At 56.6% G+C, this 16,162-nt stretch carries 14 protein-coding genes; 6 read left to right on the forward strand and 8 right to left on the reverse strand.

The window, feature by feature from the left end:
* The first annotated feature begins 14 nt into the window (after nt 1-14).
* Entirely contained in the window at nt 15-1,019 is a 1,005-nt protein-coding gene (locus OE750_RS12505; RefSeq protein WP_263764578.1) for a Hint domain-containing protein, read from the forward strand.
* On the opposite strand, the gene OE750_RS12510 is transcribed toward OE750_RS12505, so the two are convergent.
* The gene (locus tag OE750_RS12510; RefSeq protein ID WP_263764579.1) at nt 1,016-1,405 is read right to left on the reverse strand and encodes a BrnA antitoxin family protein; all 390 of its coding nucleotides are present in this window, start codon (nt 1,403-1,405) and stop codon (nt 1,016-1,018) included. The two genes, OE750_RS12505 and OE750_RS12510, sit on opposite strands and share 4 nt — an antisense overlap.
* Nucleotides 1,406-1,582: 177 nt before the next feature.
* On the opposite strand from OE750_RS12510, the gene OE750_RS12515 reads away from it, so the two are divergent.
* The 5 genes from OE750_RS12515 (at nt 1,583) to OE750_RS12535 (ending at nt 7,456) form a co-directional block, all read left to right on the forward strand.
* Complete coding sequence (locus tag OE750_RS12515; protein ID WP_263764580.1) at nt 1,583-3,190, forward strand: peptide chain release factor 3; 1,608 nt, start codon at nt 1,583-1,585, stop codon at nt 3,188-3,190.
* Nucleotides 3,191-3,217: 27 nt separating this feature from the next.
* Nucleotides 3,218-3,976, forward strand: coding sequence for a hypothetical protein (locus tag OE750_RS12520; RefSeq protein WP_263764581.1), 759 nt, complete (start codon nt 3,218-3,220; stop codon nt 3,974-3,976).
* Complete coding sequence (locus OE750_RS12525) at nt 3,973-4,851, forward strand: glycosyltransferase family 2 protein (protein WP_263764582.1); 879 nt, start codon at nt 3,973-3,975, stop codon at nt 4,849-4,851. Before OE750_RS12520 ends, OE750_RS12525 begins: the two co-directional genes overlap by 4 nt.
* Entirely contained in the window at nt 4,848-5,792 is a 945-nt protein-coding gene (locus OE750_RS12530; protein ID WP_263764583.1) for a glycosyltransferase family 2 protein, read from the forward strand. Before OE750_RS12525 ends, OE750_RS12530 begins: the two co-directional genes overlap by 4 nt.
* A gap of 194 nt (nt 5,793-5,986) precedes the next feature.
* Complete coding sequence (locus OE750_RS12535) at nt 5,987-7,456, forward strand: DEAD/DEAH box helicase (RefSeq protein WP_263764584.1); 1,470 nt, start codon at nt 5,987-5,989, stop codon at nt 7,454-7,456.
* 64 nt (nt 7,457-7,520) lie between these two features.
* Here the strand turns inward: OE750_RS12535 and OE750_RS12540 are convergent, their stop codons facing one another.
* The 7 genes from OE750_RS12540 to nuoK are packed head-to-tail and all read right to left on the reverse strand — an operon-like array spanning nt 7,521 to nt 16,144.
* On the reverse strand, nt 7,521-9,188 hold the full coding sequence (locus OE750_RS12540) for a ribonuclease J (protein WP_263764585.1): 1,668 nt from the start codon (nt 9,186-9,188) through the stop codon (nt 7,521-7,523).
* Entirely contained in the window at nt 9,185-9,964 is a 780-nt protein-coding gene (locus OE750_RS12545) for a type III pantothenate kinase (protein ID WP_263764586.1), read from the reverse strand. The genes OE750_RS12540 and OE750_RS12545 overlap by 4 nt, the downstream gene beginning before the upstream one ends.
* A gap of 16 nt (nt 9,965-9,980) precedes the next feature.
* Nucleotides 9,981-10,724 carry a biotin--[acetyl-CoA-carboxylase] ligase gene (locus OE750_RS12550; RefSeq protein WP_263764587.1) on the reverse strand — a complete coding sequence of 248 codons (744 nt, stop codon included), beginning with the start codon at nt 10,722-10,724 and terminating at the stop codon, nt 9,981-9,983.
* Between the two features lie 2 nt (nt 10,725-10,726).
* The gene (gene nuoN, locus OE750_RS12555; RefSeq protein ID WP_263764588.1) at nt 10,727-12,166 is read right to left on the reverse strand and encodes an NADH-quinone oxidoreductase subunit NuoN; all 1,440 of its coding nucleotides are present in this window, start codon (nt 12,164-12,166) and stop codon (nt 10,727-10,729) included.
* Between the two features lie 11 nt (nt 12,167-12,177).
* The gene (locus OE750_RS12560) at nt 12,178-13,725 is read right to left on the reverse strand and encodes an NADH-quinone oxidoreductase subunit M (protein ID WP_263764589.1); all 1,548 of its coding nucleotides are present in this window, start codon (nt 13,723-13,725) and stop codon (nt 12,178-12,180) included.
* Entirely contained in the window at nt 13,725-15,833 is a 2,109-nt protein-coding gene (nuoL, locus tag OE750_RS12565) for an NADH-quinone oxidoreductase subunit L (RefSeq protein WP_263764590.1), read from the reverse strand. Before nuoL ends, OE750_RS12560 begins: the two co-directional genes overlap by 1 nt.
* A gap of 5 nt (nt 15,834-15,838) precedes the next feature.
* Entirely contained in the window at nt 15,839-16,144 is a 306-nt protein-coding gene (gene nuoK, locus OE750_RS12570) for an NADH-quinone oxidoreductase subunit NuoK (protein ID WP_263764592.1), read from the reverse strand.
* Nucleotides 16,145-16,162 lie beyond the last annotated feature (18 nt).

Raw genomic sequence — 16,162 nt, forward strand, 5'->3', positions numbered from 1 at the left:
GAGCCATCCAGTCCATGAGCGAAACCGCCCACGCCCTTCAAGTCTATACCGCGCCGATGCTGCCTGTCTCCAACGGCGCAAACTTTGGCGATAATCTCAGCTTCGCCGCCGACCTCATGCTCGATGATTCCTATCACCTCGCGCCCGAGGCCGCGCCCCTGCGCCTCGGCCTGCACGCGCTGGAGAACGGACACTTCCGCATCGCAACAGACACCCAAACTGGCCGCGAGGGTGCAACCGTCGTGCTCGACAGTTGCATCACGCTCATGGATACCCAAAGCCAGCCCATCGAAGTGCTGCTCCTGGTCGAAGTCGATGAAGCTGGCCATGTGGCGCAAGTCTATGCCATGCCGCTCGCACCGCTTGAGCCCAAATCCGATTACCGCCTCGTCGGCATTGATACCGAAAATGCGCCGCTGCGCTTTGCCCAGGTCGCCTGCGTCTCTTTCACACGTGGTACGCGCCTCAGCCTCGCCACGGGCGAGCAGCGCGCCGTCGAAGACCTGCGAGTCGGCGATAAACTCCTCACCCGCGATGACGGCCCCCAGCCCATCCGCTGGATCGGCCACCATACCGTCCGCGCCATGGGCGATTTCGCTCCCGTGATGATCACCAAAGGCACGCTCCACAACGAGAACGACCTCCTCGTCTCCCCCGATCATCGCCTCTTTGTCTATCAACGCGAAGACAAGCTCGGTGCAGGCCGCTCCGAGGTGCTTCTCAAAGCGCAGCATCTTGTGAATGGGAATACTGTCTTTGTGCAGGAGGGTGGCTTTGTCGACTACTTCCAGATCCTCTTTGACGCCCACCAGATCGTCTTTGCCGAAGGCATCGCCGCCGAAACCCTGCTGATTGATCCACGCACGCGCAGCGCCCTGCCTGCAAATGTCGCCGAAACCCTTGGTGGCACACTCACGGGTCACCGCACCCGCAGCCATAGCGAGTTTGAAGTCAGCCAAAGCCTGCTCAACCGCCCCGATGCCGCCGAACTACTGCTGCGCGCCTCGCGCGGCTCCTAATCGTCCAGCTCCTCACGCCGTCGCGCAGAGCGCTCCATCTGCAAGGCAATCTTGCGCTCCATATAGCGTTCAAACCGTGGCACATGGCTTTCTCCGTCCCAATGGGTGCTCACCTTGCCCGAGGCAAGGCCAAGCCAGTAAAGCCGCAAAATCTGGTTGATGCGCGCGCCATAGCCCGGCCCCATCTTGCGAAACCAGCGCACCATGTCCGCATCAAGCCGCACCGTCACCCGCGTCTTGGCGCGATGCACGGGCATCGCCGAGTTGAGTCCGTCCCAGTCCTCGGGCAAGGCCGCGTCAATCCACTCGTCCTTCAGCGCCTCCTGAAGCTCTTTCAGTTCCATTATCAGGTCGCGCTCGGCGGCGTCTCTCGTGGCTTGGGTCATGTCTTTACCTCACGTTGTTTTGAAGCATCCTCGCAGCCATGCGTTAACGTTTTCAGAGGGGGGCGAACGCCCGTTTTGGCGGTGCACGGGCTGTGCACGGGGTGTGCACGCTTTTCACCCCCCTAGAATCGCTATGAATTCTTGCCAAAGCCGCGTTCCTTACCTATACGCGCGCTCATGGCTACAGACCTTTCAAACCGCCCTAAGCTTCCCGCTGAAATTGCCCGCCGCCGGACCTTCGCGATCATCTCGCACCCCGACGCCGGCAAAACCACGCTGACGGAAAAGTTCCTCCTCTATGGCGGTGCCATCCAGATGGCCGGACAAGTGCGCGCCAAGGGCGAAGCCCGCCGCACCCGCTCGGACTTTATGCAGATGGAAAAAGACCGTGGCATCTCTGTTTCGGCCTCGGCCATGTCGTTTGATTTCAACGGCTTGCGCTTCAATCTTGTTGATACTCCCGGTCACTCCGATTTTTCCGAAGATACCTACAGAACCCTCACAGCCGTTGACGCTGCGGTTATGGTCATCGACGGTGCAAAAGGCGTTGAAAGCCAGACACAGAAGCTCTTTGAAGTCTGCCGGATGCGCGACCTGCCCATCCTCACCTTCTGCAACAAGATGGACCGCGAGAGCCGCGATACATTTGATATCATTGATGAAATCCAAGAGATGCTGGCGATCGACGTGACACCGGCAAGCTGGCCCATCGGGGTCGGCTCGGAGTTCTTGGGGTGCTATGACCTGATCAATGACCGCCTTGAGCTGATGGATCGTGCCGACCGTAACAAAGTTGGTGAATCCGTTAAAATCAACGGCCTGGAAGACCCTCTTCTTGCCCAACACCTGCCTAAGCACCTGCTTGAAAAGCTGCTCGAAGAGGTCGAAATGGCCCGCGAACTGCTGCCCAAACTTGATCCGCAATCCGTCCTCGAAGGCCACATGACCCCGATCTGGTTCGGCTCCGCGATCAACAGCTTCGGTGTGCAAGAGCTGATGAACGGCATCGGCCATTACGGCCCCGAGCCGCAAATCCAGAACGCCGAGCCGCGCAAAATTTCTCCTGAAGAAACAAAGGTTTCCGGCTTTGTTTTCAAAGTTCAGGCCAACATGGACCCAAAGCACCGCGACCGCGTGGCATTTGTCCGCATGGCGTCCGGCCACTTCAAACGCGGCATGAAACTCACCCATGTGCGCAGCAAAAAGCCAATGGCCATCACCAATCCGGTGCTGTTCCTCGCATCCGACCGCGAACTAGCCGAGGAAGCTTGGGCAGGCGACATTATCGGCATCCCCAACCACGGCCAACTTCGCATCGGCGATACGTTAACCGAAGGTGAACTATTACGGGTTACAAACATCCCCTCCTTCGCGCCCGAGCTTTTGCAAGGTGTCCGCGCGATGGATCCGATGAAGTCAAAGCACCTTGAAAAAGCTTTGATGCAATTCGCCGAGGAAGGCGCGGCCAAGGTTTTCAAGCCGAGCATCGGTTCGGGCTATATTGTCGGTGTGGTCGGTGCGCTTCAATTTGAAGTGCTCGCAAGCCGCATCGAGCTTGAATATGGCCTGCCCGTGCGCTTTGAAAGCTCGCAGTTTACCTCGGCACGCTGGGTGAACGGTGCACGACAAGATGTTGAAAAGTTTGTGAATTTAAACAAACAACACATCGCGGAAGACCATGACGGCGACGTGGTGTATCTCACCCGCCTCAAGTGGGATATCGACCGTGTCGAGCGTGATCATCCCGAGATCAAACTGACCGCCACCAAGGAAATGATGGTCTAGGCTTATCCCCCGTGGCAGACTGCGCCCATGAGCAACGAGACCCTCACATACACAGGCGGCGCGGAAGAGATTCTCGCCCGTTGGAACAAGCGCCGCGGTCCCTTCAAACTTGAGGGCGCGGCCTACGCACCTGACCTTGATCTTGCCACCCTTGCTGGTCGTATCGTGCCCGAAAGCGCAGCCGAGCCGAAGGGCAATCACGGCACATTCGCCTTGAAACGCAGCATGATAGCGCCCGAGTTTATCGGCCTCTCCGAACTCGCTTTTCTCAACGCCCAGCTCATCGCCCACCTGCGCCGCAGCATTTATCCGCCCGAGGCGCCGGCCCTCTTCCGCCGCCTCTGGGCCGAGCATCCCGAGCACCTCCTCGGCCAGCTTGATCTGCGCTGGCAGGTCTCTTCCGCAATGACATTTGCCGACCATGGGCAAGCAGGCCCCGAACAAGCCCTCGGCGCCTCCCTCAAAATGCTCTTCGGCCTCATCAAGCTCTACGAGTTCGAGCGCCTCTTCACAGGCCTCGCCCCAAGCGAAATTCACCGCTTCGGAAGCCGCTCCAAGGCCGCTATGCCCCTCAAAATGGACCAATATTCGCTCAACCACGGCGGCCTCGATGTTGCTTTGCTCGCGCCGCTCTATGCCCAAGCCGAGGATGCGCCTGTCCTCAAGCCCCTCGCGCTCACCCTGCTTCACGCGCTCAACGCAGAAGGCGGAACCATCTTCCGCCGCCTCGACACGATGAAAGAACGCCGCGCAAAAGCCCGTTCCAAAAAGGAAAACCGCGTTTGAACTGGGGCGTTGTCAGCACTGCCAAGGCCAGCCCGGAAGAGATCGCCCGCTTCGCCGCGCATCACATCTCGATCGGTTGCGCGCGCATTGATATCTACCTCGACGGCCCCACTGAGCGCCTTGAGTTGCTCGCGCACCGAAACTTGCACTTTCACCAAGGCACAAGCGCGCAAAAGCCGCTCAACCAACGCCAGATGGATAACGCAACCCACGCCTACCAGCAGGCTGATACAGACTGGCTCGCGCACATCGACCTTGATGAATTCATCCTCCCCGAAACAGACCTCACAGAGCAGCTCATCACCCTGCCAGACAGCACAGAATGGGTCCGTCTGCTCCCCGCCGAAGCCCTCGCCTCCGAACCGCTTACGCATTACAAACGCGCGCCCCAACATGCAGGCCTCAAACGTGGCGTGTTGGAAGCGCTCTACCCTGATTATGGCCTCGCCCTACGCACAGGCTTCATTTCCCATACTGAAGGCAAAGCCATCGCCCGCACGGGCCTTGCAGGCGCGCGCATGGGCATCCACAAATTGCGCGGCCGCAAGAAGCCCAAACCGGCAGCGCTCATGGCTCATCTTCTGCACCACCACGCAACCACATGGGAAAACTTCTCCGCCCACATGCACCGCCGCATGACGGGCACATCCTATACCTCTGCCCGCGAAGGCGAAGCCTCCATCGCCGATATCATCGAGATGATCACAGCAGAGCGCGGCGCAGACGGTGTAAAACACTTCTATCACAGCCTGCGCTCAGCCAGCCCCGAGCACCTCGCCACCCTTGAAAAGCTGGGGCTTCTTGTCACCCATGACTTGCAGCTCAATGCCAAGGCGCGCAAGCTCTTCCCAAAGCTTGAAGGCCTTTACACATGAGCACACATCTCCCGAAATGGGGCATCGTCAGCACCATCAAAGCCCCGATCGGCACTATAGAGCGCTTCGCCGCCTATCATCTGGAGTTAGGTGCCGAGCGGCTCTTTATCTATCTCGATGACGATAACGAAGCCGCCTTCAAAGCGCTGAAAACCCACCCCAAAATCCGCGTTTTGCGCACGCATGGCGAGCACTGGCGCAGCAGGAACCGCCCCGTGAAGCATCAGGCCCGCCAAGGCGCAAACGCCCGCCACGCCTACAAGCGCAAGGCACACGAGCTAGACTGGCTCGCCCATATAGATGTCGACGAGTTTCTCTGGCCTATCAAGACACCTATAGCTGAACAGCTCGCCGCCCTGCCCGTCACTTGCATGGCCGCCCGCGTGCGCCCTGTCGAGGCGCTCTGGCACAGAACCGAAACCCACTTCAAGGCCATGACCAATGACCGCAAGCAGCGCCAACGCGAAACCGAGGCGATCTATCCCACCTTCGGCACGCATCTCAACGGCGGCTTCCTCAGTCATGTCGCAGGCAAACTCTTCGTGCGCACAGGCGCCGAGGAAGTTGATCTGCGCATCCACAACGTCTTCATCAAAGGTGATGAAAACCCCGGCCAGGTCGAGTTCATCGGCACGGAGCTTTGCCACCTCCATGCAACAAGCTTTGAGCATTGGATGGAAAACATCCGCTATCGTCTCGCTCATGGCGTCTACCGCGCCGGGCTCAAGCCAAACCGTCCGCCAGAGCGCGGCGGCCTAACCCTCAACGAGTTGTTAAGGACTATCGAAGACAGTGATGGCACCGAAGGATTGAAAGCGTTTTATCAGGAAGTCTGCACCGCAACACCCGAACTTTTACAGCGCCTCAAAGCTCATGGTCTTTTACGGAGCTATGATCTCGCCCTTGAAGAGAAGCGTAGAAAGCACTTCCCCACCGATTGAAACGTGTGCAGGCCGTATCAAAATCGCCGCATATCCGCTGTAGAACAGTGGCAAAAATGCGGATTGATTGACGCCAGCACGCCTTTTGACTAAAGAGCAAGCATAGGGTCGATCAAGCGATAGGCTGGGCCACACGGGCCTGACCCTCTCACAGACGCTACGGGCCAAGATGTGTCCGTACAAAACGGATACATATGATAAAATTTTCTGATCTGAATCTTGATCCAAAGGTTCTCAAAGCTGTTGCCGACACAGGCTACGAAAAACCAACCCCCATTCAGGAAGGTGCGATTCCTCCGGCCCTTGAAGGCCGCGATGTTCTGGGCATTGCCCAGACAGGCACAGGCAAAACCGCTTCCTTCACCCTCCCGATGATCTCGATGCTGGCCCGTGGCCGCGCCCGTGCGCGTATGCCGCGCAGCCTTGTGCTCTGCCCCACACGCGAGCTCGCCGCTCAGGTCGCCGAGAACTTTGACGCCTACGCGAAATACGTGAAGCTCAACAAAGCTCTGCTCATCGGCGGTGTAAGCTTCAAAGAGCAAGAGGCCGTCATCAACCGCGGCGCAGATGTTCTCATCGCCACCCCCGGCCGCCTGCTTGATCATTTCGAGCGCGGTAAACTGCTGCTCACAGGCGTGCAGATCATGGTTGTCGATGAAGCCGACAGGATGCTCGACATGGGCTTTATACCTGATATCGAGCGCATCTTTAGCCTCACACCCTTCACCCGCCAGACACTTTTCTTCTCGGCCACAATGGCGCCCGAGATCGAGCGGATCACCAATACGTTCCTCTCGAACCCTGCCCGCATCGAAGTGGCGCGTCAGGCCACAACATCAGAAAACATCACCCAATCCGTGGTCATGTTCAAAGGCTCGCGCAAAGACCGTGAGGGCACAGAAAAACGCAAGCTCCTGCGCGATCTGATCGAATCCGAAGGCGAGAAATGCAAAAACGCGATCATCTTCTGCAACCGTAAAGTTGATGTGGACACTGTGGCCAAGTCCATGAAGAAATACGGTCTCGACGCCGCGGCAATCCATGGCGATTTGGAGCAGTCACACCGCATGCGCACGCTTGATGGCTTCCGCGATGGCAGCCTGCGCTTCCTCGTGGCCTCAGATGTGGCCGCGCGTGGCCTCGACATTCCCAATGTGAGCCACGTTTTCAACTACGATGTGCCAAGCCACGCCGAAGACTATGTGCACCGCATCGGTCGCACGGGTCGAGCGGGCAAAAAGGGCACAACCATCATGATCTGTAGTCCGCGTGATACGCGCAATCTTGATGACATCGAAGCGCTGGTCAAACACGCAATTCCGCGCAGTGGTGAGCCTCTGCCCGAGGACGATGCCGGAGAAGCGGTCAAAGCAGAGACACCCAAACCTTCACGCAGGTCTCGCTCGGCGAAGCCCAAACATGAAGACAAACCAAAGGCCGAGGCCGCTCCAAAACAAGCTGAAGCGCCCGCGCCCGAAGCAAAGTCCGAAAAGTCCGAGACAAAACCAGAGGACAAACCACAAGAGCGCAACAGTGATCGTAACAACGACCGCAACCGTGACTCGGGCCGCTCACGTTCGGGCGGCGGCAGCGGCAAGTCTGTCGGTCTGGGGGATGACATGCCCGCCTTTATCGCCAAAAGCTTTGATGAGCGGATGGGCTGATAAGTCATTGTTTTTAAAAACAAAACGCCCCAAACCACATCAGGTTCGGGGCGTTTTTTTTGGTTTAGGACAGACGTGAGATAATCACAGTCACCTCAGGCTTTTTGCCGATCTCGTCAAGCGCCGTGCGCCGCGCGATCTTACGCAGCTCCTGCTCGATCTTATCGTCATCTGCCATCGTTTTGTCTCCTGCGCGGCCAAGGAACTGCCCGAGGTCTTCTTCCAGAACCTCAACAAGCGGCGCTTTGCTGCGGCCGGTTTCGGGCAGCCCCATAAGCTCGCACCAAGGTTCGCCAAGTGGCTCGCCGTCCTCGTCCAAAATCACAGTGACAATGACATGCCCGTTCAGCGACATGCGAATACGGTCGCGCACAATCCCGTCAAGTGCTCCGATCTGGGTTGAGCCATCGAGATACCGCCGTCCCGTTTCGATGTATTCAGCCACCTTGGGGGCATTGCCCGTCAGCTCGATCATCATCCCGTTAACAGCAACGATACTGGCGCGGCCCTTCTCTTCCGCGAGTTTGGCGTGGGCGCGCAAATGGCGGTGCTCGCCATGCATCGGAATAACCATTTGCGGATTCATCAACTCATGTGCTTTCTCGATATCAGGGCGGTTGGCATGGCCAGACACATGGTAAAGCCCGTCGTTATCATCAAAGATATCAACGCCCATTTCGGAAAACTGGTTCATGATAGAGATCACACCGCGCTCGTTGCCAGGGATGGTTTTGGACGAGAAGAGAAACAAATCCCCCTCCTTCATCTCGATCCCGTTGAACTTGCCGCGCGCCAGCTGGGCAGAGGCGGCGCGCCGCTCGCCCTGACTGCCCGTCACCAGAAGCATGAGGCTTTCGCGCGGAATGCTACGCGCATCCTCTATAGAAACAACCGGCGGAAAATCCTTCAGTACACCGGTCTCGATTGAGGCTTCCACCATACGCCGCATCGCACGGCCCATAAGGCAAATCGAGCGACCGGCGCGTGCGCCTGCTTCCGCCAAGGTCTTCACACGCGCTACGTTGGAAGCGAATGTTGTGGCCACGACCATTTTTTCCGCGCCCTTTATAAGCGCTGTGAGGTTGCCACCCAGTTCGCTCTCCGAGCGCCCGGCATTGGGGCTGAACACATTGGTTGAGTCACAGATCATTGCCTTGATGCCGCCTTTGGCAATCTCTTCCCAAAGCGCTTCATCGAAGGGCTCGCCCACAATCGGGTTGTGATCAATCTTGAAGTCACCAGTGTGAAATACACGTCCCCCCGCTGTTTCAATGAGCAGTGACGAACTCTCGGGGATCGAATGCGAAACCGGTACAAAACTTACCTTGAAGGGGCCGGCCTCAACAGCTGATGGATAGGGTGAAACCGTTTTCACAGTGTCCTCGCCAAAGCCATGCTCGGACAGCTTGCGCCGCGCAATATTAGCCGTAAAGGCCCGCGCATAAACAGGCACATTCAGCTCGCCAAAGAAATGCCCAACAGCGCCGACATGGTCTTCATGCGCATGGGTGATAAACACGGCTTCAAGCTGGTCTCGCCGCTTGGTCAGCCAGGCCAGGTCAGGGAAAATCAGATCGACCCCGGGGCTTGTATCCATGTCGGGAAAGGTTACTCCCAAATCAACAAGAATAAGCCGCTCTTTGTCTTTTGGGCCGTAGCCGTAGACATAACAGTTCATTCCGATCTCGCCAGCCCCGCCAAGGGGCAGGTAAATTAGCCGCTCCGTGCTCATATGTTACCCTGCTCTTTGTTATAGTTATGAATCACACGAAGCCCATGCACCGTGAGGTCGTCTTCAATCGTATCAAACAGCTCTTCGCCCTGCGCGAAAAGGGGGGCAAGCCCGCCTGTGCCGATCACTTTCATCGGCTGGCCATACTCCGCGCGCACGCGGCTGGTGAGCTCTTTGATGAGCCCGACATAGCCCCAAAAAATACCCGACTGGATACAAGCAACTGTGTTTGTTCCGATTACCTTTTCAGGCTGCGTAATGTCCACATGCGGCAGCGCAGCGGCCCCCTGGTGAAGCGCCTCGAGGCTCAGGTTTACACCTGGTGCAATCACCCCTCCCACATAAGCGCCGTTTTCATTGACCACATCAATGTTGGTTGCTGTGCCAAAGTCGATCACCATGGCGTTGCCACCATGTCTGTTATAACAACCCGCCGCATTTGCCAACCTGTCGGGGCCGACACCTGTGCCCGGGTCCACAACGGGCGCCACAGGCAAAAGACACTCGGGTTTACCAACAACAAGCGGGCGGCAGTTAAAGAAACGGTCGGAAAAAACCCGTAGGTTCCAAACCACGCGCGGCACCGTCGAGCTGATCACGATATCGGTGATATCGGGCTTGATTTTATAATGGCTGATCAGCGTGCTGAACCAAGTAAAATAGGCATCCGCAGTGCGTGAATGATGCGTAGAGGTGCGCAAGGTGCACAGCCATTTCTCGCCATCCCAGATAGAGAAAACCGTGTTTGTATTGCCGCAATCAATTGCTAGTAGCATAGGCTCTGGCCCTTTTTCAGAAAAACACATCCGCCGCAGGGATGCTCATGCGCCCTTCAGCGCTGGTTAATACCAAATGGCCTTGCGCGTCCACCGTCTCGAATGTGCCATGCATCTCCTCGCGCATCGTGCGCGCACGGATCGGCTCTCCGAGCTTGGCGGCTTTCGCAAGCCACGCTTCGCGCACAGGCCCAAAACCATAGGTGCAAAAGCGCTCTTCCCAAAAGGCAAAAGCCTGCGCCAGATGGGGCAGGAAATCTTCGGGGGCAATCTCTGTTCCCGTCTCGCTCTTGAGAGAAACAGGCGTTAGAGCGCCCTCTTCAACATCAGTCATGCCGGGTGCAGCCACAAGGTTCACTCCGATACCAATGACAAGCGCCTCGCCGGCGCTCTCCAGAAGGATCCCCGCCAATTTGCCTCCGCTCAACAAAACATCATTGGGCCATTTGAGGCTCAACCGCGCTTCGGGCCCGGCCACAGCGCGCACCGCATCATAGAGCGCCAGCGAGGCCACAAAAGAGCGCAACCCCATTTCCGCAGGGCTTCCCGCACGTGGCAACACAAGGCTTGCACTAAAGTTGCCCGCAGGCATGCTCCAAGCTCGCCCGCGCCGCCCGCGTGCGGCGGTTTGATGTTTGGCAAAAATCCAGCATGGCCCCGCAAGCCCGTTGAGCACACGCGAAGCCTCGGCCATCGTGCTGTCAACTTCACTCAAGTTGCGCAGTTCATATCCCGCAGGCCAGTCCGAGGGTGCTGACACGCTCAGTTTACAAGCGCCGCCGCCGCAGTAGCCGCCGCACCATCAACCCCAAAGAGGCTGGCAATACCAACCACCATGACAAGAGCCGCCCCCATAAGCATAACCCAGAGAACAGGTGCGCGATTTTCATCAAGGGCTGCCTGCGTCTCTTCCCCGAAATACATGAAGTAGACAATCCGAAGATAGTAGTAAGCGCCAATCGCCGAAGCCACGGCACTTGCGACAACAAGCCAGAAAAGATCAGCCTCAATACCCGCACGCCAGACCGCGAGTTTGGCAAAGAAGCCAAGCATCGGCGGCACACCTGCAAGGCTGAACAGCAGCACCAGAAGCGCAAGCGCCTTTCCGGGTTCAACCTTGGAATACATCCGCAGCGCATTGATATCTGTCACAGGCGCGCCATCCCGCTCCATGCTGAGGATAAAAGCAAATGTGCCAATGTTCATTGTCACATATATCGCCATGTAGGTCAGCATCGCCTCGATGCCGAGCGCCGTGCCCGCCGCCAGACCAATCATCGCATAGCCCATGTGGGCGATTGAGGAATAGGCCATCAGGCGTTTGATATTGGTTTGCCCGATCGCGGCAATCGCTCCGAGGAACATCGACATGATCGACAGAAACACAAGAACCTGACTCCAGTCTTGCGAGACACCGCCGAACGCGTCATGCAACACGCGCGCAAACAGTGCCATCGCGGCAACTTTGGGCGCTGTGGCGAAGAAAGCTGTCACAGGCGTGGGCGAACCTTCGTATACATCGGGTGTCCACATGTGGAAGGGAACCGCGCTGATTTTGAAGGCAAGGCCCGCCATCACAAACACGAGTCCAAAGAGCAACCCGACAGGCGCAAGCCCGTCGCCTGCAGCGGCAATGATGCCAGAGAAAAGCGTGGTGCCTGCATAGCCGTATACGAGCGATGCACCATACAGCAGCAAGCCTGAAGAAAGTGCGCCCAACACGAAATACTTGAGGCCTGCTTCCGTCGAACGCAAGCTGTCACGGCGCATCGCAGCGATCACGTAAAGCGCAAGCGATTGTAGCTCGAGGCCCATATAAAGCGCCATCAAATCGCCCGCCGAAACCATAAACATCATGCCCACAACGCTGAGAGCGATAAGAACAGGGTATTCAAACTTCATCATCTTGTGGCGTTCGAGATAGCCCATGCCCATGACAAGCACTGCTGCCGCAGACAACAGGATCGTTACCTTTGCAAAGCGGGCGAATGCGTCATCGACAAACATCCCACCAAAAGCCGTACTCGCTCCGCTACTGCCCAGCCCGATCCAGACAGCGACGAGCAGAAACAGGCCCGCTGTGGTATATGTCAGCAGCCCAGCGAGCTTGTCTTTGCTCGTATAGACAGCCCCGAGAAGTGCCAGCATCGCATAGACGGAAATTACGATTTCCGGCAGGATTGTATTCAGATCAGCCTGCATAAGTCTCTCCGTTAGTGCGATTGGGCCAGCGCAGCGGCGGCCGTGCCTGCATCATGCAAGGCAGTGTGATAGTTAGAAACAAGCGCTTCGACAGAAGGCCCGATGATATCGAGGACGAGGCTCGGATAGACGCCGAGCAGCAATGTCATAACAACCAGCGGCGCAAAGATCGCCTTCTCTCGGGTTGTCATATCGCTGATGGTCTTGAGGCTCTCTTTGATAAGGTCCCCAAAGACAACCCGGCGGTACAGCCAAAGCGCATAGCCTGCCGAGAAGATCACCCCGAGTGCAGCCACAGCCGCAACCCAAGTGTTCACTTGGAATATCCCCATCAGCGTCAGGAATTCCCCCACAAAACCAGATGTGCCTGGCAAGCCGACATTTGCCATTGTGAAGAACATGAAGATCAACGCGTAAGCCGGCATACGGTTCACGAGGCCGCCGTAAGCATCAATCTCGCGGGTGTGCATACGATCATAAATGACCCCGACACAGAGGAAAAGCGCGCCCGAGATAAAGCCGTGGCTGACCATCTGGAAAATCGCGCCGTCAACACCCTGCTGGTTCACAGCAAAGATGCCCATGGTTACAAAACCCATGTGGGCGACCGAAGAGTAAGCAATCAGCTTTTTCATATCTTCCTGAACAAGCGCTACAAGAGACGTGTAAACAATCGCAATTGCACTCATCCAGAGAACCAACGGTGCAATCACATCAGACCCGACAGGGAACATCGGCAAGCTAAACCGCAGGAAGCCGTAGCCGCCCATCTTGAGCAGGATTGCGGCAAGCACAACAGAGCCTGCCGTGGGCGCTTGAACGTGGGCATCCGGCAACCACGTATGCACAGGCCACATCGGCATTTTCACAGCAAAGCTCGCAAAGAAGGCGAGGAACAAGAGTGTCTGAATCCCGCCAACAACCTGCACACCCAGGATAGAGAACGCCTCGGAACCAAAGGTATGTGTCATGAGGGTCGGGATGTCGGTTGTGCCTGCATCCGCAAACATCGCCACCATAGCGACCAGCATGAGAACCGAACCAAGGAAGGTGTAGAGGAAAAACTTGAAGCTCGCGTAAATACGCTCTTTGCCGCCCCAGATTCCGATAATCAGGAACATCGGAATGAGACCCGCTTCAAAGAAGACATAGAACAGCACAAGATCCAGCGCCATGAACACGCCGAGCATCAGGGTTTCGAGCAGAAGGAACGCGATCATGTATTCTTTTACGCGCGTTTCAACATTCCAGCTCGCCGCAATCGTCAGAGGCATCATGAATGTTGTGAGCAACACAAACAGAACGCTGATCCCGTCAACGCCGAGCTTGTATTTCAGCCCCATCAGCCATTCACGTTCTTCCACCATCTGAAATCCGGTATTGCTCGGGTCAAATTCGGCCAGAATAAACAGCGAGACCAGAAAGGTGATCGACGTGGCAATCAGAGCCACCCACTTTGCATTGCGGGCCGATGCCGCATCATTTCCGCGCAGGAAAAGCGCCAGAATGAGCGCTGCCAGCGCAGGAATAAAAGTGACAATGGAAAGAAGATTGTCCATTACCGTGTGCCCCCCGTAAAGGCCATCCACATGACGAGGACAACAACCCCGATAACCATGGCGAATGCGTAAGTGAAAATGTAACCGGACTGGGCGCGGCCTGCGAGGCGGGTGACGAACGGGATAATGCCCATGGCAACCCCGTTGATCGTTCCGTCGATGACAGTGCCGTCTCCCTTTTTCCAAAGGAAGCGGCCAAGGGCTTTGGCTGGATTGACGAAGAGGAAGTTGTAGACCTCGTCAAAGTACCACTTGTTGAGCAAGAAAAGATAAAGCGGGCGCTGGCTCTCTGCCAGTTTGGCAGGCAGGCTCGGGCTCCAGATATAGAACCAAAGTGCCGTTACAAAACCGATCAGCATCGCAAAAAACGGGCTCATCTTGACCCACTTGGGCACGGCATGCGCATCGTTCAGTACGGTGTTGCTCTCCGCAGTGTAGATAGCGCCCTCACCTGGCTTGCCCGTGAAGGCATAGTGATGCTCTTCGGCTGCGCCATGGCCTTGCGTGGCGGCTTCACTGTGGCCTTCTTCGGCTGTTGCCTCAGCATGGTCTTCTTCACCATGTGCCCCCGCTTCGGCATAAGGCACGCCAAAAAACTTGCCGACAGTATCGGTATGGCCAAAGAAAGAGTTATACCAAAGCATCCCCGAGAAGATGGCCCCAAGTGACAGAACACCCAGCGGAACCAACATAACAGCAGGGCTTTCATGCGCGTGCTCATGCGTATGCTTATCGCCACGCGCTTTGCCAAAGAACGTCATGAACATAAGACGCCACGAATAGAAGCTTGTGAACAGGGCAGCAATCACCAGCATCCAGAAGGCATAGCCTCCCATTGTGCCGGCATACGCGCTCTCGATAACGGCATCTTTAGAAAGGAAGCCGGCAAAGCCGTAATGTGTCAGCGGAATACCCACACCGGTGATGGCCAGCGTGCCGATCATCATCGCCCAGAAGGTATAGGGCAATTTTTTACGCAGCCCGCCGTAGTTCCGCATGTCCTGCTCATGGTGCATTCCGTGAATGACCGAACCCGCACCAAGGAAAAGCATCGCCTTGAAGAAAGCGTGCGTGAAAAGGTGGAACATCGCAACCGAATAAACACCGACACCTGCCGCCACAAACATGTAACCAAGCTGCGAGCAAGTCGAGTAAGCAATCACGCGTTTGATATCGTTCTGCACAAGGCCGACAGTGGCAGCGAAAAACGCTGTGGTCGCCCCGATAATCACGATAAAGGCTTTGGCTTCGGGTGCGAACTCAAACAAAGGTGACATGCGCGAAACGAGGAAGACCCCCGCCGTTACCATAGTCGCGGCGTGGATAAGCGCCGAAACAGGTGTCGGGCCTTCCATAGCATCCGGCAGCCAAGTGTGCAGGAAAAGCTGTGCCGATTTGCCCATCGCACCGATGAACAGAAGGAAGGCCAGCAGATTTGCCGCGTTCCACTCTGTCCACAAGAAGCTGATCTCCGTTTCTGCAAGCGTCGGAGCCGCTGCGAAAATGTCATCAAGGTTTACACTGTCGACAAGGAAATACAGCCCGAGAATACCGAGAAGGAAGCCAAAATCCCCCACTCGGTTCACCACAAACGCCTTGATTGCGGCGGCATTGGCGCTTGGCTTGCGGTAATAGAACCCGATGAGCAGGTAAGAAGCAACGCCCACACCTTCCCAGCCGAAGAACATCTGGATCAGGTTGTCCGCTGTCACCAGCATCAACATCGCAAAGGTAAAGAACGACAGGTAGGCAAAGAAACGCGGGCGGTAGCTTTCGCCTTCTTTCCAATTCTCGTCATGGGCCATGTAGCCCATGGAATAAAGATGAACGAGGGCCGAAACCGAGTTGATTACAACGAACATAATCGCAGTTAGCCGATCAAGGCGGATGGCCCAGCTGGTATCAAGCGTGCCCGACTGGATCCATCTCATCAGCTCGATCTGGCGTGTAACCCCGTCAAAGCCAAGAAAAACCACCCAGCTGAGAACGGCCGCCAGAAAGAGCAGGCCGGTGGTGATCCACTGCGAAGCCTTATCCCCAAGGATACGGTGGCCGAAGCCGACAATAAGCGCGCCAAGCAGCGGTGCAAAAAGGATAATTTGTTCCATAATTCTTATCCCTTCATCACGTTGGCGTCTTCAACGTCAATCGTGCCACGATTGCGGAAGAAGACGACAAGGATCGCAAGGCCAATCGCGGCCTCGGCAGCGGCGACGGTCAGAATAAAGAGGGTAAACACCTGCCCCGCCAGATCGCCCATGAAAGACGAGAAAGCGATGAAATTGATGTTCACCGAAAGAAGGATGAGCTCGATCGACATCAGCAAAATAATGATGTTCTTCCGGTTCAGGAAGAGCCCGAATATGCCAATGACAAACAGCACAGCTGCCACCGTCAGATAATGTTCAAGTCCGATCATGTCGTCCCTCGGTTCTTT

The sequence above is a fragment of the Lentibacter sp. XHP0401 genome (assembly GCF_025751535.1).
GTDB lineage: Bacteria > Pseudomonadota > Alphaproteobacteria > Rhodobacterales > Rhodobacteraceae > Lentibacter.